The sequence below is a fragment of the Chitinimonas arctica genome (genome assembly GCF_007431345.1).
In the GTDB taxonomy this organism is placed as follows: Bacteria; Pseudomonadota; Gammaproteobacteria; order Burkholderiales; family Chitinimonadaceae; genus Chitinimonas; species Chitinimonas arctica.
Genome location: NZ_CP041730.1, coordinates 2,573,356 through 2,593,786 on the forward strand (window position 1 = coordinate 2,573,356; position 20,431 = coordinate 2,593,786).

Consider the following 20,431-nt stretch of genomic DNA (forward strand, 5'->3'; position numbering starts at 1 on the left):
CTTCCCCACGGTCGTCCGTATCAATTCAGTTCGTTATCGCTACGGGTAAAGCTCCAGGCGCGGGTAATCGACAGGATGTCGGCCGGTTTGCCGGTGCCGTCCAGAATGCCCTTCGGCAGGGTCGAGAAGGGCGCCGACATGCGCAGGATCCGGCGGGCGGCTTCATCGAGCTCCTTGTCGCCGGACGAACGGTCGATGGTCACGTTGTGCAAGGAGCCATCGGACCGGATCTCCACCGTGATCAGCAACTTGCCATACAGGCGCTTGCCTTGCCCGTTGGTCGGATAGTTGAGGTTGCCGATCCGCTCGATCTTGATCCGCCAGGCGTCCACGTAGCGGGCTTCCACCACGCCCTTGGCGCGCGCGCCGACAAAGGCCTTGCGTGGGCGCGATTGGTAGGCCTGCAATTCGCGGGCGATCTCGCCTTCCTTGCGATCGATCTCGCTGGCCTGGTGGCGCAGGGTATCGAGGTCCAGTACCGCGTCGGACGGCGAGGGCGACTGCTTGACCGCATCGGCCGACAGCTTCGGCGCCTGCTGCAGATTGCCGAGCAGCTTGCGGAGCTGGGTTTCCTGTTCGACCTGGCGTTTGCTGGCCTGCTCCAATTCGGGGCTGGGGTTTTCAACCTGCTCGGCCGGCAGCGGCGTCTTGATGCGCCGGTCGGCCTCGTCGGTATTGCCGCCGCCGTCCAGGTTCGCCTGTGCCAGCACATCCGCCTTGGCGGGTGCGGTTTTCGACTGGGCATTTACCAGGACGATTTCCAGCGACGCGCGATTGAATAGCGTACGCGGATCGGGCGGCGAGAAACGCACGGCGCCGATCAGCAGAAAGTGGGCGAGCACCGACAAACCGACGGTGGTCATGAAGATCTTGTTGTCCGGCTGGGCCGGTTCGAGAGTATCGACGGACATGGAATAGGGAACAGGCGAAAGGGAAACGGGCCAAGCCAGCCGCGCGGCAGTGTAGCACAGCGTTCAAAGCGGCCGGGCGCACTCATTTGAACACAGCCGCCGTTCCGATGTCGGAGCATGCAATTCTGCCCTTCCATCGCTTAGCCGGCAGGGCTAAGATCATTGACCAGTTGCACACGAACCGGCGGCATGCAATTTGCACGGCATGGGAGAGTGGTTCGTGGCGGCGCTTCCCCCAGACCTGGAGAGATTTGATGAAATTGCTGTTCGCTGCCCTGTCGGCAGCTACCGTGCTGACGGCCCAGGCCGCCCCCGACGGCCGTGCCATGGCGGCCAAGTACAACTGCCTGGCCTGCCATCAGGTCGACAAGAAGGTTGTCGGGCCGGCTTTCCGGGATGTGGCGGTCAAATATCGTGGCGACAAGAAGGCGGAAAGCCGTTTGATCGAGAAGGTCAAGAAGGGAGGGGTAGGCGTATGGGGCCAGATTCCCATGCCGGCCCAACAGATAAGCGATGCCGATCTGAAGGTGATCATGCAATGGGTTCTGAGCCAGAAATAAACCCTTCGCGCGCGGCATGGCGGTTTGTGCGATAAATCCATCTATCGCCCATCCGACAATGACGGTTGCAAGTAGAGGGGTAGCCCGTTAAGCTCGCGCCCCGCAACTTTCAGGAATCGCTCGCCCAGCCAGGCGGTCATTCCGTCAATTCAGTGTGGAGAAGCCCACCATGGTCAAGAAACTCACCGAGGAAGATGTCCTCAAATGGAACGGCGACGACTACATGAACGAGGATCATCTCGCGTTCTTCCGCCAACGTCTCCTGGACATGAAGGCTGAACTGCTGGCCAACGCCACGGCTACCAGCCAGCACTTGCAGGAACAGGAAGCCACGCCGGATCCTGCCGACCGCGCCACGCTTGAAGAAGAGTACGCCTTGGAACTGCGTACTCGGGATCGCGAGCGCAAGCTGTTGTTGAAGATCGATTCCACCATCAAGAAGATCGATGATGGCGAGTATGGCTATTGCGACGATACAGGCGAGCCGATCGGCTTGCCGCGCCTTCTGGCGCGGCCGACCGCTTCGCTGACCGTGGAGGCGCAGGAGAGGCGCGAGCGTCTCAAGAAGCAATACGCCGATTGAGTCGCTTTGCCTTACCCAGAACCGCCGGCCTTCGTGTCGGCGGTTTTGCTTTTTGCGCGGCACAACAAGTTATTTGCACGGGTTCGGGGCTGCCGCTAATCTAGGCGGCTCCCGATCCTCTGCCAAGTTGCCCGCCATGCTGTTCAAGACCGACGACGTCCGTATCAAGGAAATCAAAGAACTGCTGCCCCCCATCGCGGCGCTGGAAAAATATCCGGTGACCGAGGTGGCCACCACGACGACCTTCCAGACACGCCAGTCCATCCACCGGATACTGACCGGCGAGGACGACCGGCTACTGGTGGTGATCGGCCCCTGCTCGATCCACGACCCGGATGCCGCCCTCGACTACGGCCGCCGCCTGCTGGCGGTCGGCGAGGAATTGGCGCGCGATCTGCTGATCGTGATGCGGGTCTATTTCGAGAAGCCGCGCACCACGGTGGGCTGGAAGGGCCTGATCAACGATCCGCACCTGGACGGCAGTTTCGATATCAACAATGGGCTGCGCCTGGCGCGCAAGCTCCTGCTCGACCTGAACGATATGGGTGTCCCGGCCTCGACCGAGTTCCTGGACATGATCACGCCGCAATATTTTGCCGACCTGATCAGCTGGGGCGCCATCGGCGCCCGTACCACCGAATCGCAGGTGCACCGCGAGCTGGCCTCCGGGCTGAGCTGCCCGGTCGGTTTCAAGAACGGCACCGACGGCAACCTCAAGATCGCCATCGACGCAATCCGCTCCGCCAGCGTACCGCACCACTTTCTGTCGGTGACCAAGTTCGGTCACTCGGCCATCGTTTCGACCGGCGGCAATCCCGACTGCCATGTGATTCTGCGCGGCGGCAAGACCCCCAACTATTCGGCTGAACATGTGGGCGCAGCGGTGTCCAGCCTGACGGCCGCCGGTTTGCCGGAAAAGGTCATGGTCGATTTCAGCCATGCCAACAGCAGCAAGGATTTCCGCCGGCAGATCACCGTGGGCGACGATGTGGCCGGCCAGATCGCCGGCGGCAATCACGCCATCTTCGGCGTGATGATCGAAAGCCATATCCACGAAGGCCGCCAGGACCTGATCGAAGGCCAGCCCTTGAAATACGGTTGCAGCGTGACCGACGCCTGCCTGGGCTGGGACGACAGCGTGCAGCTGCTGAAGACCCTGGCCGGCGCGGTTTCCGCGCGCCGGAAGGGCAGCAGCGTTTAAAACACCCTCAGCGTGGACGGCGGTTGTTGAAGCGGCCGTCGCCGCGCTTGGGCGCTTGTGGCCGGCGGCTGTGCCGTTGCAGGCTGTTCTGTACCTGCAACAGGCGATCGATGGTGGCCGAAGTCGATTGCATCAAGGTCTGCGCCTTGTCGCCGTCGGGGAAGGTGTCGGGCATGCGGTAGCTCAGCCAGGCATAGGCGGCGTACAGCTTGCAGCTATCTTCAAAGAATTGCAGGTCGTGACGCCCCATGTTTTCCGCCTGCAGCAAGGGGGCCACGCCCTTGTCGGCGCGGGTCCGGGCCCAATCCTGCAGGGCGCGTTCCAGCAGGGGGATCTTGGTGGATACCGGGCACAGGCTGAGGGCAAAGCGATCGGCCAGCGGCAGGTCCAGGCCATCCAGCCATTTTGCCTTTTCCATCTGCTCGGTCAGGTTGGCCGGCAAAAAGAATTCATCGTGTACGTTGATATGCTTGGCGAACAGCTCCAATAGCGGATGCAGGCCGGATTGGCCCGTCGCTGCCGCGATCTGCTGTAGATAGTCCAGATTGGGCGCGACAAAGAAGCCGGTGCTGGGCAGCGGGTCGGGCTTTTGCTTCAGCAGTACGCTGATGATCTTGTGGGTATGCGCATCCAGCCCGGCCACGAAGCCGGCTTCGTGCTCGCCGAAGCGACCGGCCCGGCCGGCGATCTGCTTGGCCAGGGCGGCGGCAATCACCCCTTCGGCGTAGCCATCGTATTTGTAGGGCGTGGTGAAGATGATGCGCCGTGCCGGTGTGTTCAAACCCATGCCGATGGCGTCGGTCGCCACCACCACCTTGGTCTCGCCGTTTACAAAACGCTCAGCCTGCGCCTGCCTTACCTCGGGTGATAGATTGCCGTAGATGGCCGACACCGGAAATCCGCGCTCCACCACCTGGTCGCGCCAATTGAGCACTTCCCGGCGCGAGAAGGCGATCAGCACGTCGCCATTGCGCAGATTCGCCAGCGAGCCCAGTGCCTGTTTTTCCATCTCCAGTGGCGATTTGCGCGCCAATATCCGCACTTCCAGTGTCCCACCCACCCGCTTTACCAGCGATTCGATCGCCTCGCGGGCTTCCATTGCGCCCAACAGGTAGACGGTGCCCGCCGGCACCCCGCATACCGCCGCGGTCCAGGCAGCGCCGCGATCCGGGTCGTCCAGCAACTGGATCTCGTCGATGACGGCTACTTCCACGACGCGGTGCGGATTGAGCATTTCCACCGTACTGGCGACGTGGGTAGCGTCCGGATGCAATTTGCGTTGCTCGCCGGTCACCAGGCTGACGGGCACTCCCGCCGCCTGCAGTCGGTTGTAGTTCTCCAACGCCAATAGCCGCAGGGGAGCCAGATACACGCCCGACTTGGCCTTGACCAGATGTTCCATGGCGGCATGGGTCTTGCCCGAATTGGTCGGTCCCAGCACGGCGATAAAATGCCGCTTCATCGATTGGGCGGTGGTGAACGACTCGGGATACAGCGATAGGTTGACCGCATCGCGGGTACGTTCCGCCTGGCGCGCGGCGCCATGCCGGTCGCGGAGCGCTTCGATGCGGTCCATGGCCACCTGGCAGCGATCGCGCGCCAACTCGTACTTGGCCTGCAGCGCATGCAAGGGGCCGGCAGGATCCAGCTCGTATTGGTCGGCCATCTTCATCACCGACAGGGCGCACTGGCGCAATTGCGCTTCCAGCTTCTCGCGCGCCGCGTCGTTCAGGCGCTCGGTCAGTAATGACAAGCGGCCGCTATCGCTCAGTCGGCGCCATTTGCCGCTTTTACCCAGAAAACCTTCGTCCGGCACCAGGTGGTAGCCGACGGCCTGGCCGGCCACGATCACCTCGCCTTGCACCGACACGGCGTAGTGGCCGTCCACGGTGACGAGCGTGGCGTGGTGGGCTTGCAGATGTGCGCCAATGGCCGCGACTTCTGCTGTGACGGTATCGAGGGCGGCGGGTGTGGAAACGGTCATGTAGGCCTTGGACGACGCGGTTGACGATAAATGGGTGTGGCAGAAGCACTGCGGCGACGGCGGATTATCCCTGCTTTATCTGCAAGTTGGCACTACGTGGTGGGGTAGGGAACGCGGCATGCTGGTGTATTTTTCCGTATCATCGGTTTCATTTCCACCGTCAGCCGGTCCAGGCCGGGACTCGAAAGCGCTTGCATGCCGGTTACCACTCATCTCGTCTGTGCCCCCGACGACCTGCTCCCGCCTGCCATGGTCATGGAATGGCTAGTGCCGCCCGGAAGGGAGGTCGCTGCCGATACGCCCCTGGTACGCCTGGCCGTTGCCGGCGAGCCGCACCTCGTGTTGACACCGATCGCCGGCATCTTGACCGAACATTGCGTGGCGCTGGGCGAGCCGCTCGGCGCCAGCGATTTGCTGGCAATGATCGAAGCGGAAGAACCGGAATTCGGCATGGCGCTGATTGCCGCCGAGGATGCCGATGACAATCTGCGCATCCCCGCCTGCCGCTTGGGCGGCGGCCAGGCCCCGCAGGAGTGGGACGGGGATGCTTTGGCACTTTGCGCCGCCCTCGGCTTGTCGCCCGATGAAGTACCGTGCGCCGGGAGGCGCTTGGCCCGCCAGGACGTTGAACGGCACGTCAGGCAGGAACTGCGCGCGCTCGACGCGGCACGCGAACTGTTGCGGCGCTGAGGGCGGACTTACCAGCTGCCGACATTGGGCATGGATACCCACGGTTCGGCCGGCGGCAAGGGCCCGCCGGCCTGCAGCAGTTCGATGGAGATATTGTCCGGCGAACGGACAAACGCCATATAGCCATCGCGCGGTGGACGGCTGATGGTCACCCCGTGGTCCGCCAGGCGCTGGCAGGTAGCGTAGATATCATCGACCCGATAGGCGACATGGCCGAAGTTGCGGCCGCCGGTATAGGTTTCCGGGTCCCAATTGAAGGTGAGTTCCAGCTGGGCGTCTTCATCGCCCGGCGCGGCCAGGTAGACCAGGGTGAAACGCCCCGCTTCCACATCCTTGCGGGAAACGATCTGCAGCCCCAAGGCATCGCGGTAGAAGCGCAGCGATACGTCGAGGTCGGTGACGCGCACCATGGTGTGGAGATATTTCATGGTTCTGTCCAAAGGTTGAGTGGGATGGGCCGCCGTAGCGGTAGGCCGCACAAGGATATCGCCAAGGCCCCTACTCGGCGAGCAACTACCACCCAGGTAACGATAGGACTTGCCTAGCGAGGTCATCATGGGCAGAATGCGCATCTCGAATCGCCGACAGACTTGAAAACGGCTTTGCGCAGTGGATCGCACAAAGTTATTTTCACCGGGAAGCAAAGAATTTCTTGACACCCGGATCCAAGTCTCTATAATGCGCGGCTCCCTAGGGTCGTTAGCTCAGTTGGTAGAGCAGCGGACTTTTAATCCGTTGGTCGCAGGTTCGAGTCCCGCACGACCCACCAGGGAAACCGAAGTAATATTCGGGGCGTTAGCTCAGTTGGTAGAGCAGCGGACTCTTAATCCGTAGGTCCACAGTTCGAATCTGTGACGCCCCACCAGAATTTGCAGTGATACAAAAGGCCTTCTTCGGAAGGCCTTTTGCTATTTCCGCGCTCGATCGGCATTGCTGGCGGGTGAGGCCTGCTCTTGGTGGGCGGCGTCGAGGTAGTCCACGTACGTTGACGAGTCACATCGGCGCTGCCGATAATCCGCCGATGTCCAAGGCCCATCTTACCGTCCGCTTTCAAGCGGCGAAGCGCACTACAACATCACGCGAAGGCGTGGTGCATACAGCGCTGTCTACGGAGAAGAGCCGCTCCCAAGCCGCTTCTCGCATGAAGATGGGCTTGGGTTTGCAAACGCAGGAAAGCCAATACCTCTTCTCGACCGAAGATGCCGTGAATGCGGTCATCCACCACAAGAAGGTCAGCTTTGGCTGAGGTGCCTGTCACGCAGGAACTGCAGGCTAAGGCATTTGGCGTCCTCGAGCGTGGAGAGATCCAAGGGATGAATGGCGCCATTTTTCGCCCCGTGAAGTTATGTCCGATACTTTCGGCATTTTCGCTGGAAATGTCATTTTTATCGGACGAATTCTGCCTCAGCAACAGAATAGGCGACTGGACATGTAGAAATATGTCCGATATTTTAGGCGTGATATGCATAAGTGTCGGAAGTATCGGTCATGCCTAGAGTCCATCAAGTCATTTTTCCTGCGATAGCCAGGCAACTTACCGAACTCGGTGAGCGCCTGAGGCTGGCTCGTCTGCGCCGAAACCTGACGGCGGTGTCATTCGCGGAGCGGTTGGACGTTTCGCGGGATACCCTCAGTCGCCTGGAAAATGGTGATCCCAGTATTGCCATCGGTACTTATGCAAAGGCATTGCGAATTCTCGGGCTTGACCGGGATATTGACCAGATTGCCAGCGACGACGTCTTAGGTCGCAAGCTGCAAGATTTGGCGCTCCCTCCGCGCAAGAAAGCGGCGAGTGGAACAAGGCGCAATGCAGCGACTGGGGAGTTCAGCACAGCCCCCATTCGACATTCGCAAAAGGCATCCAAGCATGGCGAACCCACAAGGAGTGGGTTTGCTGCTACCCACCCGGAGAGCGTGCGGGATGACGGGAACAAGCCTGTGACTAGCTCGCAGAAGAACAGGGCTTTCCTTGCCAATCTTCTGCAAAAGAAGGCGGGAACCGGCAATGGCGAAAGCTAAACCGAACCGGGATGAGATCGAGGTCTACATCGATGACGACAGCCTTGGGCGTATACGCAGGGTAGGCACGATTTACCGTGATCTGCATCGCACCGACTCGCCAATCTCCTTCCAATACGACAGTGATTGGATCGAGGCCCAAGATTTCACCCTTGATCCTCGACTTGCCTTGTGGAAAAGCGAGCAGCATCCGCCAGCCAACAATACTTCATTCGGTATCTTCCTGGACTCAGCGCCTGACCGTTGGGGCCGCGTACTGATGGAGCGGCTCGAGGCCAGTCGGGCAAGGAAAGAAGGACGTGCAATTTCCAACCTGCAAGAAATGGACTTCCTGCTGCGTGTCAACGATGAGACTCGGCAAGGTGCCTTGCGCTTCAGGCGAGTGAATGGGCAATACTTGGATACTGGCGAGTGTTCGATACCATTGGTCACACAACTGGCCGAACTCCAGGCGACTTGTGCAAAGATCGAAAGCGAAGGCGTTGAACAACTTCCCGAATTTGAGAAATTGTTGGCGCAACTGGTGGCGCCGGGTTCGTCCCTAGGCGGCGCCCGGCCTAAGGCAAACTTCAGGGAGCGGGATTTGTCGCTCTGGATTGCCAAGTTCCCAGCCAAGAATGATCGCTACGACGTTGGTGCTTGGGAGTTCGTAACGCATCGCTTGGCCCATAAGGCTGGCATCTGGGTGCCACCATCGTATATCGCGCAGTTCGCATCGAATTACCGAACTTTTTGCGTCAAAAGATTCGACCGCGAAGGCGATTCACGCCGTATGTACGCATCTGCAATGACATTGCTGGAAAAACAGGATGGCGAGGCTGCCAGTTACCTTGAAATGGCACAGTTCATCCATGAGCAAGGCGCTACCGGCACCATTGCTGCAGACTTGGCGCAGTTGTTTAGGCGGGTGGTGTTCAATGTGATGGTTCGCAATACGGATGACCATCTACGCAATCATGGGTTTGTACGTGCGGCGAATGGCTGGCGATTATCCAAGGCATTTGACATGAATCCAAACCGGGCGAAGGACTCGCATGCGATTGCTCTGGATGATGTTAGTACCGACTCCGAACTTGACCTCGTCATGTCAACCGCCGAGTTCTACCGGCTAGATGCTCGGAAGGCAGCGGCAATCGTTATAGAAGTGGCTCACGTTGTCGGCAAATGGCGAGAGGAGGCGAAGCAAGTTGGTCTGTCCGCAGGCGAGCTCGATACGATGGGGAGCATTTTCCAAGCTTGATCAGTTGCGTGGCAAACCTCTTCCTTCGGGGCGGGGAAGGAAAGCGCGGACGGCGTAGCCCCCCTTGCTTAAGCGAAGAGTTAGTGTCCAAAAGCACTTTCGAACCTGCGGCTCGACGTGCGAGCCGGTAGAATCCGAGCGCTTTTGTCTCTCCAGCCGAGTTTGTCATGACCGATACCCCCTCCGACCAAGCAAGCGATGCCAAGGACAGCCAGGAAGCCATCCGGTCGGACCGGCTTTGGCGCGACGACACCTGGACGGCACGTGTCGTCAAGAACGAGGACGACGAAGGCTGGGCGGTGGAAATGTACAAGTCCGGCGAGGCCGAGCCCGCCTTGGTCGGACCCTGGACCATGGGACGGGACAAGAAAAATCCCAAGCCCCTGGATACGGCAGCCTTTACCGTCTTGATCAAGACGGCCTCGGAGGTGCTGCGGCGGCATGAGCAGCAACGCCATGCCGCCTTGCACAAGCGGTTCACGGTATCGACCGCGACGGCCGAGATCAGCGTTGCGCTCGAGATCGTACCGGATGAAGACGATCCCTATGCATTGCTCAGTGCGCACGACGCATTCGGCGAAGAACTGGCGCAACTGCGGGTAGCGCCCAACTTTGTCCTGAACCGGGCCAGCGCGGCCGCCTGGGTAGCGGACGACTTCCGCAAGCCGGCCGAGCGCGCTTAAGAAGCGGCTTTATTGCAGGCTGCAGTCGGCTTCCTGGGCAGGAAAGGGCGGGCCGCGCCAGCGATTGGCGGGGACCATGCCTAACTCCAGCCCATGCCGAATGGCATCCCGGTGTTCGGGCAGCGCCGCCATTACATTGACCAACAGGGCTTGTCGCGTAAGTGCGGCATCGATACGGTCGGGTAAAAAGGGCGCGATGCTGGCGATAAAGGCATCGAGCACATCGGCGTTGATCGCGGGAGGGGGCTGGTCTCCCAGGTCGGCGGTGTAGCCGTTGCATACAAGCTGAATAAATCTACTGATGAGTGCATCTCGAGAGGGCTGGCCAAAGTGCGTCTGCTCGTGCTGTTCCAGTTCGCGGGCGAGTGCACGAAACGCGCCGTCCAATTGCGTGTCGGTGATGGGGCCGGCAAAGATGCCGCATAATTGCGGTGGCAAATCCAGCGCGGTCGCTCGCGGCCCTGGCCATGCCATGCCGAATTGCATATCGAGCGCATTGCGCAGCCCAAGCTGTATGCTGTTTTTCGCGAAAACACATTTACAGAGGGTGTTCAGCGTCCAGATGTTGATAAAGCTATGCGCGATATCAAGAATGCATTGCCGGAAAACCTCGGATGAAGCCACCGTTTTGACCAGATCGTCGCGTTCCTGCGGCTTCATGCAAATCGTGGCGGCCAGCCCGCTGCGCTGGATTGCCGCCTTTGCCGCACGCTCGGTCAAGCAGGTGACATGGGCGTTGAACCGTTCTCCCGGCTCCCGCTCCGGCGATAGCGGCAACCAGCCCCATATCAGGCGCAAACCACCCATAAGCGGCCCATCGGCAGCGTTCAGTGCCGATTCCCGCGCATTGATCGCGCGAGGGGTGAGCTGGGGCAAGGCATCTTCCAATATGCTTACCAAGGGGCGGACAGTGTCGTTCAAGTTACCCACTGCGCGCACTTCGAGGAAATCCATCAAGGTAAACACTTGCACCGCTGCGTCGGCGTCAGTCATTTCCCTGAAATAGTTGCGCAAATTGGCCAGGAAGCCGGAGCCTGATGCTGCCGTATCGCGCGCGATCTCAAGCGGATAATCCGCCAGACCGGTCGGCTGAATAGCCGGCGCGATGGGGAGTGCTTGCGGCATGGTAGTGATGGGTGTGGCGGAATTCACGTTGTGCATGGAAAACTCCTGAAATCGACATGTGCGAATTGATGGAACGACCCAGCCTGCTCCGACCGTCGGTATGCTTCTTCCCAAAAGAAGATCGTCGCTATCTGGTTTCCGTCCCGCCCGCACTGTCCATGGCGCAAGCCGATCGGGCGCGATTCGCTGTATGCAAAAGGATGGCCTATGAGTTTCGAACTATTCGATGGGCTGGACCCGCCGACCGAGGAAGTACTGGCCGATGGGGCTGTGTTGTTGCGGGGCCACACCCTGGCGTCGGCGCCGCAATTGTTGGCCGAGATGCGGGCGGTGACCGAACAGGCGCCCTGGCGCCATCTGGTCACGCCCGGCGGCTTTACCATGTCGGTGGCGATGAGCAATTGCGGTCGGCAAGGCTGGGTGTCCGACCGCCATGGTTACCGCTACAGCGCCTGTGATCCGCTGTCCGGCCTGCCTTGGCCGGCCATGCCGGCTTTGTTCGCCCAGCTCGCCCGGGAAGCGGCGGCGCGGGCAGGCTATGCCGATTTCGATCCGGATGCGTGCCTGATCAATCGCTATGCCGTCGGTGCCAAGCTGTCGCTGCATCAAGACAAGGATGAACGGGCACTGGGCCAGCCCATCGTTTCCGTCTCGCTGGGCCTGCCGGCGGTCTTCCTGTTCGGCACCGACCGGCGCACCGACCGGCCGCGCAAGCATCGTTTACAACATGGCGATGTGGTGGTCTGGGGCGGTCCGTCGCGGCTGGCTTTTCATGGTATTGAGCCGCTGCCACTGGGTGATCACCTTTTGACGGGGCGGTTTCGCTACAACCTGACGTTCCGAAAAGTCTAGGGAGAAGGCGAGCATTAACTAGTACCAATTCAATATATTTGCCACATCTATTGACAAGCGGTCGACATTAATTTCGGTAGTTGTTAGCGGGAAAATCTGTGTCTAAGCTGGTTTACCAGGCACGAGCCGGCAGCGGGTATCAGGCCCGCTGCATCGCAGTGTCGCGACGACCGAGGTAAGTCAACATGGCGGGTTATCCATACCGGATCCTACTGGTAGTGGCGCTGGCGGCGGCGATGTCTAGCGCATGGGCGGACGAGTTGAGCGAGGCGGAAGCCTTGTTGGCGAGCGGCCAGGCGGCTTCGGCCTACCGCATGTTGGCCCCCCTGGAATTCCAGCGAGCGGGAGAGGCGCGCTACGATTACCTGTTGGGCAGCGCGGCGCTGGATAGCGGCAGGGCGGCCGAAGCCACGCTGGCCCTGGAGCGCATTCTGCAGCGCGATCCCGATCACGCCGGCGCCCGCCTGGAACTGGGCCGGGCGTATTACGCACTGGGCGACGATAGCCGTGCCAAGACCGAGTTCGAGACCTTGTTGCTGCTCGATCCGCCCGCGCCGGCCAAGCAGGCGATCCGCACGCATCTGCAAGCCATCGCCCAGCGCAGCCAGGCCAAGTCCACCCAATTGGGCGGTTACCTGATGGCCGGCGTGGGGCGCGACAACAATCTTAATTTTGCTACCGACCAGGCCAGGATATTCGTGCCGGTGTTCAACGGTGACCTGACCTTGACCAGCGATAGCCTTGGCAAGCGCGACAATCTGCTGCTGGCGGGCGCCGGCGCGGACCTCACCCATGCGGTGAACGAACGCTTGGGCCTCTTTGCCGGCGCCGACTGGCAAACCCGCCGCTACACCCATGAGAAAGCATTCCGCTACGACACCTTGGCCTTGCGCTTCGGGATGGCCTTCGGGACGGCCGCCAACCAGCTGCGGCTGGGGGGCAGACCGACTATCTGCGGCAGGGCGGCGACGCCAATCGGCATACCGGCAGCGCAACGGTGGAATGGCGCTATCAGCCCGGTCCCGGTCGGCAATGGAGCACTTGGGGCCAACACAGCCGGCTGCGCTACCAACGCGAGGATTATCGGATCAACGACGGCGACCAGACCCTGCTTGGCGCCAGCTATGTGCATTCACTCGGCGGCCCACGGCAAGGTGTCCTGTTCGCGTCGCTGTTCGGCGGGCAGGAGAATGCCTTGCAGGATAGGGCGGACGGCGACAAGAACATGTTGGGCATGCGGATTTCCGGCCAGTTCAGCCCTTGGGCGAACACCGAGGCCTGGGCCACGCTGGGGGTCCAGCAGGCGCGCTACCAACAGGATAATTTCCTGTTTGCCACCCGCCGCGACGACAAGCAATTCGACGTCGGCATCGGCCTGATCAAACGATTCGGCGCGGGATGGTCGCTACGGCCTTCGATCAGCCATATCCGCAACCGGGCCAATATCGCCATCAATGACTACAGCCGTACCGACTATTCCTTAACGGTGCAAAGGGATTTCCGTTAAGTAAGGCGGCTTACGGCGGCGCCACAGGCGGCATCAAAAACTAGCTTTTGAGGATATCGCTATGCACAGCAAGCAATCGAAAGCCTGGTATGGCCTTGTCGTGGCGGCCGGGTTGCTGGCGACCCTGTCCCTGCCGGTGGAAGCCGGACCGGCGGGGCGGGTCCAGTTCGTCAATGGCGCTGTCAGTGTCGTCGGCGTGGGGGCCGGCGGGGTCACGCGCACGCCGAAGAAAGGCGACGTGATCAGCGAAGGCGAGTTCATCAATACCGGTCCCGACGGCAATATGCAGATCCGCATGAACGACGACGGGATCGTGGCGGTCCGGCCCAATACCCGCTTGCGCATCGATATCTTCCAATACCAGGGCAAGCAGGACGGTTCCGAAAACAGCGTCTTCTCGCTGCTGAAAGGCGGTTTTCGCGCCATCACCGGCGCGGTCGGGCGGCTGAACAAGGACAAGTACAGCGTGCAGACGCCGACCGCCACCATCGGTATTCGCGGCACCGACCACGAGCCCTTCTTTATCCCCGAAGGCAGCACCGAATTCGGCAGCGCGCCGGCCGGCACCTACGACAAGGTCAATGTCGGCCAAGCCAGGATCCAGACCGCGGCCGGCATGGTGGATATCAATCCCAACCAGGTAGGCTTCGCCGCCGGGGTGGGTAGCCGCCCTGCCTTGCTGCCCTCGGTGCCGGCATTTTTCCGGGCTACCAGCCAAACGAGCCAATCCAAATCGAAAGCATCCGGCCAGCAGCAGGGCGAGGTCGCCGCCGTCGAGGCGCCGGCAGAGCAACAGGCCGCCAGCCAAACCGCTACGCAGCGGCCCACGGTGGCAACTGTGGAAGGTCTGGACGGGGTGCGCATCGACCTCACCAGCCAAAGGGCCACCGATAACGCGGGCAACCCGATCGATCTGAATGGCCAGCCGCTGGCCGGTGGGGTGCTAGCCGGCGCCTTGATCGACAAGCAATCGGATAATCGCCAGGGCGCAGGGGCGGGTAGCGCCGACGGCGCGCGCGTGCGGCTGGGGGCTGACGGCGGACTGGTCGCCATTTCCGACGGCATCGACCGGCAATTGACCAGGGGCTCCGCGCTGCTGGCGGACCGTGGCGGCAATCTATTGAATGTGGGTGGCGTCGCCATCCCGGTCGAATGGGGTCGTTGGGACCAAACACCGCCGGACCACGTCTTCGACAGTACCCGTAGCGGCCTGGACAACGACCACCTGGGATCCCTCCACTATATCTACGGGCCGTCGCTGACACCGGCCGGCAAGCTCGATGCCACCAGTTTTGGCGCGGCGGCGGGACGTTACAGCCTGGTCGGCGGTACCCACCCCACCTCGCAGCGGGCGGGCGAAGCCGGTCGGCTGGAAGATATGCAGATGGTGGTGAATTTCTCGGCGCAGCGTATCGATGGGTATGCGCTGAAGCTCAGTTTCGGCGAGCGGGTCTTTCGGGCGATCAATGCCGAGAAGGTCCGCCTGACCCCCCGTTTCGAGTTCGGACTTATCGGTAAATGCACCGGCTGCGGCACTAACGAGGATCTCATCGGCAAGGCTGCCGGTGGTTTTGTCGGCCCGACCGCCAATGGGGTGCTGACCAGCTATGGACTCAACAGCCTGGGCAGCGTCGAACGGGCCGTCGGCACCGCCCTGCTGGGAATGGCGGAAACCTATACCACGCCGCCGGAGCTGCCGCCCCTGCCTACCACGCCGATTCCCCCCGAACCGGAACCACCGGAACCGCCGGAACCACCGGTTCCCCCGTGCCGCCTTCCACCAAGGTCGTGGTGACGGCCGATCTCGCCGAACCGTCCACGGGGGCATTCGCACCGGGTAGTGGCGTGCATGTTGGCGGTATCACCCTGGATTCGGCGGACAATGTGAAGGCCATCGATGGCGCAGGAGGCTACACCTTCCGCAGCAATACGGCTTTCGTGGAAGATACCGGCAGCATCGTGCTGCCCGATGGCGGGGGCGGGATCAAGGTCAACTGGGGACGCTGGGAGTCCGCGCCGCCTAGCCATGTTTTCCAGGTGACCAGCGGCGGCCAAGCCAAGCCGGACGTCAATGCCTTCTACTTTATGTATAGCGACAGACTGACGCCTGCCGACAAGCTTAGCTCCGCGGTCCATAGTGGCGTGCGGGCCACCTACCAGCTGGTCGGGGGACCGGCGCCGACCTCGCAGTCCAATGGCGAGATGGGAACATTGCACAATCTATCCGTGTTGGTGAACTTCGGTAGCCAGCAGATCGAGCAATATCAGCTGGCGGTGCATTTTGCCCACCAAAGCTATAACGCCAGCAACACCGCACCGGTACCGATTACGCCTACCTTCTCCGTCGGTTTGGCCGGCACTTGCACTGGCTGCACCCAGAGCGGTACGGTACCGGTCGGCGGTACCGCGCATGGCGCATTTGTCGGCAATCTCGCCGAGGGCATCATGACGTCGTTCGGCTTCGGCACCAGCGGTGGGAACCGTGCCGTGTATGGCAACGGCGTGTTGAAGCGATAAGCGTCCAAAACGGTCGTTCAAAAGGGCCGCTGCCTGATTGGCAGCGGCCCTTTCTACTTCGGTATCACGCTAAAGCGTGGCTACTTACCACTCCAGCTTGAGCGTGTACTTGCCGGTGCTCGCGAAACGCAGGATCTTGACGTAGCGGACCACGGTGGTGGTGCCATTGTTTTTCCACGAAGCCTTGTCCACCTTGCCTGCCGACAGCTCGCTGGCTGCCAGTTGGTTGCTGCGCTCGTCGTAAATAAACAGATCGAAGTCCGACGTCGCATTGGCCGGTGTCATGGTCGCTGTCAGCGTCTTGCCGGCCGGCAAGCTGACCTTGAACCAGTCCTCATCCGCCGTGGTGCTGATGGTGGCGTTCAGCGTGGCCGGTGCGGCAACGGCGTTGGCGGTAGCCAAGCTATTGTTCGGTTCGGTTTCGCTATTGCCGGGAAGGGTATCGCCGATGGCGGCCCGCACAGCGGCGTAGGCATCCAGCATGCCGGTACCGCAGGCGACCCGGCTGCCGTCAGCGGACTGGCAGGTCGTGACGAAGGGGCGGGACGAGGACTTCAACAGCGCTTCCACCTGGTCGGGCGTCAGCGAAGGCTTGGCCGCGATCATCAATGCCGCCACGGCAGCCACATGCGGCGTGGCCATGGAGGTGCCGGCGTAAGGTTTGTAGGTATCCGCGCCGCGAACCGTGGTACCGGCGTTCATGGTCGACGTAATGCCTTCGGCGCGGGTTTCGTCCTCGCCGCCCGGGGCGGAAATATCGACCACGGTACCGAAGTTCGAATACGAAGCCAGTCCACCATTTTTCCGCAGGGCCGCGACGGTGACCACGCCGGCGCAATTGGCCGGATTGGAGTCGCCCGCATCCACGCCATCATTGCCGGCCGCTACCACCACCACGGAGTTGTTGGCCCGCGCCAAGTTGATGGCATCCTGCTGGGTCCGGTCGCATGCCCCCGGTCCACCCAACGACAAGTTGATGACACGTGCCGGAGTGGTGTTGCGCGGTACATCGGCGACCGTGCCGCCCGATGCCCAGATCATCCCGTCGGCGATATCCGAGGTATAGCCGCCGCAGTGGCCCAGCACGCGCACCGGCAAGATCCTGGCGTTGTAGGCGATACCGGCCACACCGCTGCCGTTGTTGGTCAGCGCCGCGATCGTGCCGGCCACATGCGTACCGTGCCAGCTCGAACCCATGGCGGGCTGTCTGTCGCCGCATTCATTGAATCGCACCGTCCAGTCACCGGCATCCAGCGCGTTGGCTTTGCGGCCGGCGGTCTTGCGGCTGACCTCGGGGTCGCTGATCATGTCGTAGCCGCCCCCGCTGACGATATTGGCCATCAGATCGGCATGCGCGGTGTAGCCGGTATCGAGCACGGCGACCGTAACGCCGGCGCCGGTCGAGAGATCCCAGGCGGCCGGTGCGTTGATGCCGACGAGGCTGTTCTTCAGATCCCACTGATCGGCCCAGCGGGTGTCGTTGGGTTCGGCAGCCATCGGACGCAGGATACGGTCGGGTTCGGCATAATCGATATTGGCATCGGCCTTGGCCATCTGCGCCGCCATGGCCCGGACTTCCTCCAGGGTGCGGGTGCGTTCCAGCTTATATACCTGATAACCGGAAGCGCCGTGGCGCAGCAATTGCACGGTGCCGCCGAAGCGGGCAGCGACCGATTGGAGCCTGGATTGGCGCTGCATCTGCACATTGGCCATGGCTTTGGCGCCACTCGCGCCGGCAGCCTGGACGGCGCTGATCCCGCTATTGCGGTACTTGAGAATAATGCGATCGGTGCTTTGCAGGGCTTGGCCCTTGGCCACCGCGGCCCAGCCTGGTGCGGCCGCCAGTGCCAGCGAGACGGCAAGCGCGCTTTGCGACAATGTTGCAACCCACTTATTACTGCTTTTCATCTCGAACTGCTCCTTTTAATTGCCTACTTTTGCACCAGGGCTACACCGGCGCTGGAAATAACCCTCCGGCTGCCTTCCAGAGCCGGAATGGCAGAACGTGAAGCCAGGGATTGCGGGCCTGCTTGGGGGGCGCAATCGACCGCGCCGAAAAAATAGGATGAAGTAAATGCGATAGCGCGTTTGAAACTCGGCTGAGTGCGCCGATCAGATCGGATATCTGTCTATTCGCTGCGGCATTGGTTTGCCGTTTATTTTCTGTTGGCGGGGCGGGGGCTGATCACTACGGCCGGCCTTGCCATTGAAAACCCATGGCCGACGGGTAATCGGCGCAACGTCCATACGGGACGTGGGAAAAGAGGGGTAATTGCCGGCATGTTCATGCCATTGTTGCGCTGGCCAAACTGTACTGCCGTGCATTGAGATTCAGCTTATGCGCTTTGGCATAAGTCGAAAACTATACAAAGGTATAATATGACGAATGTATAAAATGCGAAGGGCATGTCCGCCGGTACGCTTGGCGGCACCAGCGTTTACGGATATATTCGCGCCCCTTTTTGCCGCGGCGGGCCGGCTGGGCCTATGCTGGCGGCCGGGTCCGGACGTGTCCATACGCTGATTTAACGCGCAATGATTCAGTACGTCCCTGGACGAAGATCAGCTTCAAATGAAGGGGAGCGGCGTGCAACTGTTGTTTCTACACCAGAATTTCCCTGGCCAGTTTCGCCATATGGCGCGCTTGCTGGCTGCCGATCCATCCAATCGGCTGATAGCGCTGGGTCAGAAACAGGCGCCCGGGCTGGCCGGCGTCGAGATGATCCGCTACCAGCCCAAGCGCCAACCGGCCAAGACCACCCACCGCTATCTGCAAGGCATGGAAAGCGCCGTGCTGGCCGGCCAGGCGGTGGTCGAGGCACTGCTCAAGCTCAAACGGCAGGGCTTTAGCCCCGATGTGATCATCGCGCACCCGGGCTGGGGCGAGTCGCTCTATGTCAAGGATGTCTTCCCCGCGGCACGGCTGATCCACTTTTGCGAGTATTACTACCATGCCGAGGGCGCCGATGCCGGCTTCGACCCGGCTTTTCCGCTCAGCCTGGACGACCGCGCCCGTATCCGCACCCGCAATGCCTTGCATCTATTGAATCTGGAACAGTGCGATGTCGCCGTGGCGCCGACCGGCTGGCAGAAATCGCTGCACCCCGCCATCTACCAGGACAAGATCCACCTTATCCATGAAGGGGTGGATACCGGACTGGCCCGCCCCGATGCCGCCGCCAGTTTCACCCTGCCTGACGGCCGTGTGCTGACCGGGCGGGACAAGCTGGTGACCTTTGTCGCGCGCAACCTGGAGCCTTACCGGGGGTTTCCGCAATTCATGCGTGCCATCGCCCAGCTGCAGGCAATGCGTCCGGACGTGGAAGTACTGCTGGTGGGTGGCGATGGGGTCAGTTACGGCAGCAAACCCAAGGATGCCGCCAATTGGCGCGAAAAATTGCTGGCCGAGGTCACGATCGACCCGGCGCGTACCCACTTTCTCGGCAAGCTGCCTTATCTCGACTATCTGAAAGTGCTGCAGATCAGTGGGGCGCATGTCTACCTCACCTACCCCTTTGTACTGAGCTGGTCGCTATTGGAAGCCATGGCGGTGGGCTGCTGCGTGATCGGTTCGGATACGGCGCCGGTGCGGGAAGTGATACAGCCGGGCCAGAATGGCTACCTGGTCGATTTTTTCGATACGGCCGCGTTGGCCGGCCTGCTGGGGCAGGTGCTCGACCATCCCGAAGCGCAAGCCGCGTTGCGGCAGTCGGCCACCGATACGGTCAGGCAGGGTTACACCATTGGGCAGGGCAGTGAGGCATGGTTGAAGCTAATCCTTGGCCCGGAGCGGCTTGATCGATAAATCCACGACTGTTCGGCCTGCCAGTTTTGGTGGGATCGCAACAGTCTTTCGATATCGATCAGCGCGTTCGCGTATTAGGTGGTAAATACATCAACCACTTACCGCTGCCTTGCCAGGAATCAAGCAGGGGCGCGGCTTCCAGGCTGGATGGGCAAATTTTCCCCTATGGTTTTCTGCTATGATCGCGCCGCAAAAGTGAGTTGCGGTTATAAAAACACGCTTCTTTATGCCAATGTGTTATTTGTTCAATGCTAGCCAGCGAGTCGACATGATGCCGGACAGATCTATTTCTTATCCTCCGCGCGCGCGCGGGCCTATTTGCGGATTGTTGTGCGCTTTAATATTGACCGGGGCGCATGCCAATGCCGCTGCTCAGGCGGATATATGCGGGAATATCAAGAAAATCTTTCAATCCGGCAAGTACCCGCAATACGCTATTCCCTTTGAACAAATAGGTCTCGATCATGTCAGGTATGAGTTCGACCTGGACAAGAATGGCATAAAAGAATATCTCGAAGCCACTTGCGGACATTCGTCGGATGCGCAATGCGATATGAACCTGACCATGAATGGCAAGCAAGGCATTCAATTTTCATTGCCGGTAGGCATCCGGCTATTGGAAATAAATAACCGGGTATATATCGTGAATGGCATATCGATTTATGGCAATGGTAAGGTGGAGTGGGGAAACTATACCGTGCACGGCGTATCGCCAAAAAGGCTGCGCGTAGTCTGTAAATAAAACCAACAGGGA

The 20,431-nt window shown here is 60.9% G+C and carries 19 protein-coding genes, 2 tRNA genes and 1 pseudogene; 17 read left to right on the forward strand and 5 right to left on the reverse strand.

The genetic code is table 11. The annotated features are described in order from the left end of the window. Positions 1-20: 20 nt before the first annotated feature. Positions 21-911: an energy transducer TonB gene (locus FNU76_RS11695; RefSeq protein ID WP_144278365.1), complete on the reverse strand. Its 891-nt coding sequence runs from the start codon at positions 909-911 to the stop codon at positions 21-23. A gap of 254 nt (positions 912-1,165) precedes the next feature. On the opposite strand from FNU76_RS11695, the gene FNU76_RS11700 reads away from it, so the two are divergent. The 3 genes from FNU76_RS11700 to aroG all read left to right on the forward strand — a co-directional run bounded on the left by FNU76_RS11700 (position 1,166) and on the right by aroG (position 3,255). After that, the gene (locus tag FNU76_RS11700; RefSeq protein ID WP_144278366.1) at positions 1,166-1,471 is read left to right on the forward strand and encodes a c-type cytochrome; all 306 of its coding nucleotides are present in this window, start codon (positions 1,166-1,168) and stop codon (positions 1,469-1,471) included. A gap of 169 nt (positions 1,472-1,640) precedes the next feature. After that, positions 1,641-2,054, forward strand: a complete 414-nt coding sequence (gene dksA, locus FNU76_RS11705) for an RNA polymerase-binding protein DksA (protein ID WP_144278367.1) — start codon at positions 1,641-1,643, stop codon at positions 2,052-2,054. A gap of 136 nt (positions 2,055-2,190) precedes the next feature. Further along, positions 2,191-3,255, forward strand: coding sequence for a 3-deoxy-7-phosphoheptulonate synthase AroG (gene aroG / locus FNU76_RS11710; protein ID WP_144278368.1), 1,065 nt, complete (start codon positions 2,191-2,193; stop codon positions 3,253-3,255). Between the two features lie 7 nt (positions 3,256-3,262). On the opposite strand, the gene FNU76_RS11715 is transcribed toward aroG, so the two are convergent. Further along, a complete protein-coding gene (locus FNU76_RS11715; RefSeq protein WP_144278369.1) occupies positions 3,263-5,239 on the reverse strand; it encodes a helicase-related protein in 1,977 nt (658 codons plus the stop codon). Positions 5,240-5,434: 195 nt separating this feature from the next. On the opposite strand from FNU76_RS11715, the gene FNU76_RS11720 reads away from it, so the two are divergent. Continuing rightward, on the forward strand, positions 5,435-5,929 hold the full coding sequence (locus tag FNU76_RS11720; RefSeq protein WP_144278370.1) for a biotin/lipoyl attachment domain-containing protein: 495 nt from the start codon (positions 5,435-5,437) through the stop codon (positions 5,927-5,929). An 8-nt stretch (positions 5,930-5,937) separates the two neighbouring features. On the opposite strand, the gene FNU76_RS11725 is transcribed toward FNU76_RS11720, so the two are convergent. Further along, positions 5,938-6,357 carry a VOC family protein gene (locus tag FNU76_RS11725; protein WP_144278371.1) on the reverse strand — a complete coding sequence of 140 codons (420 nt, stop codon included), beginning with the start codon at positions 6,355-6,357 and terminating at the stop codon, positions 5,938-5,940. Positions 6,358-6,622: 265 nt separating this feature from the next. On the opposite strand from FNU76_RS11725, the gene FNU76_RS11730 reads away from it, so the two are divergent. The 6 genes from FNU76_RS11730 (at position 6,623) to FNU76_RS11755 (ending at position 9,871) form a co-directional block, all read left to right on the forward strand. Continuing rightward, positions 6,623-6,698, forward strand: a tRNA-Lys gene (locus tag FNU76_RS11730). 20 nt (positions 6,699-6,718) lie between these two features. After that, positions 6,719-6,794 (forward strand) — tRNA-Lys (locus tag FNU76_RS11735). A 156-nt stretch (positions 6,795-6,950) separates the two neighbouring features. Further along, positions 6,951-7,175 carry a hypothetical protein gene (locus FNU76_RS11740; RefSeq protein ID WP_144278372.1) on the forward strand — a complete coding sequence of 75 codons (225 nt, stop codon included), beginning with the start codon at positions 6,951-6,953 and terminating at the stop codon, positions 7,173-7,175. Between the two features lie 242 nt (positions 7,176-7,417). After that, entirely contained in the window at positions 7,418-7,948 is a 531-nt protein-coding gene (locus FNU76_RS11745; RefSeq protein WP_144278373.1) for a helix-turn-helix domain-containing protein, read from the forward strand. Then, complete coding sequence (locus tag FNU76_RS11750) at positions 7,935-9,188, forward strand: type II toxin-antitoxin system HipA family toxin (RefSeq protein ID WP_144278374.1); 1,254 nt, start codon at positions 7,935-7,937, stop codon at positions 9,186-9,188. The genes FNU76_RS11745 and FNU76_RS11750 overlap by 14 nt, the downstream gene beginning before the upstream one ends. Before the next feature lie 167 nt (positions 9,189-9,355). Further along, complete coding sequence (locus FNU76_RS11755; protein WP_144278375.1) at positions 9,356-9,871, forward strand: hypothetical protein; 516 nt, start codon at positions 9,356-9,358, stop codon at positions 9,869-9,871. A 9-nt stretch (positions 9,872-9,880) separates the two neighbouring features. Here the strand turns inward: FNU76_RS11755 and FNU76_RS11760 are convergent, their stop codons facing one another. Beyond that, positions 9,881-11,032, reverse strand: coding sequence for a hypothetical protein (locus tag FNU76_RS11760; RefSeq protein ID WP_144278376.1), 1,152 nt, complete (start codon positions 11,030-11,032; stop codon positions 9,881-9,883). 171 nt (positions 11,033-11,203) lie between these two features. On the opposite strand from FNU76_RS11760, the gene alkB reads away from it, so the two are divergent. From alkB to FNU76_RS11780, 5 genes and pseudogenes are all read left to right on the forward strand, one after another. Continuing rightward, the gene (alkB, locus tag FNU76_RS11765; protein WP_144278377.1) at positions 11,204-11,848 is read left to right on the forward strand and encodes a DNA oxidative demethylase AlkB; all 645 of its coding nucleotides are present in this window, start codon (positions 11,204-11,206) and stop codon (positions 11,846-11,848) included. A gap of 314 nt (positions 11,849-12,162) precedes the next feature. Next, a pseudogene (locus tag FNU76_RS25215) lies at positions 12,163-12,357 on the forward strand (tetratricopeptide repeat protein); the annotation flags it as partial. Between the two features lie 488 nt (positions 12,358-12,845). Continuing rightward, on the forward strand, positions 12,846-13,355 hold the full coding sequence (locus tag FNU76_RS24550) for a hypothetical protein (RefSeq protein ID WP_223879392.1): 510 nt from the start codon (positions 12,846-12,848) through the stop codon (positions 13,353-13,355). A gap of 61 nt (positions 13,356-13,416) precedes the next feature. Beyond that, complete coding sequence (locus FNU76_RS11775; RefSeq protein WP_144278379.1) at positions 13,417-15,150, forward strand: FecR family protein; 1,734 nt, start codon at positions 13,417-13,419, stop codon at positions 15,148-15,150. Beyond that, positions 15,123-15,872: a hypothetical protein gene (locus FNU76_RS11780; protein ID WP_179958444.1), complete on the forward strand. Its 750-nt coding sequence runs from the start codon at positions 15,123-15,125 to the stop codon at positions 15,870-15,872. The genes FNU76_RS11775 and FNU76_RS11780 overlap by 28 nt, the downstream gene beginning before the upstream one ends. Positions 15,873-15,956: 84 nt before the next feature. Here the strand turns inward: FNU76_RS11780 and FNU76_RS11785 are convergent, their stop codons facing one another. Then, positions 15,957-17,780 carry a S8 family peptidase gene (locus tag FNU76_RS11785; RefSeq protein ID WP_144278381.1) on the reverse strand — a complete coding sequence of 608 codons (1,824 nt, stop codon included), beginning with the start codon at positions 17,778-17,780 and terminating at the stop codon, positions 15,957-15,959. A 679-nt stretch (positions 17,781-18,459) separates the two neighbouring features. Between FNU76_RS11785 and FNU76_RS11790 the strand changes: the two genes are divergently transcribed. Next, positions 18,460-19,677, forward strand: coding sequence for a glycosyltransferase family 4 protein (locus FNU76_RS11790; RefSeq protein WP_144278382.1), 1,218 nt, complete (start codon positions 18,460-18,462; stop codon positions 19,675-19,677). 268 nt (positions 19,678-19,945) lie between these two features. Further along, positions 19,946-20,419, forward strand: coding sequence for a hypothetical protein (locus FNU76_RS11795; RefSeq protein WP_144278383.1), 474 nt, complete (start codon positions 19,946-19,948; stop codon positions 20,417-20,419). Positions 20,420-20,431 lie beyond the last annotated feature (12 nt).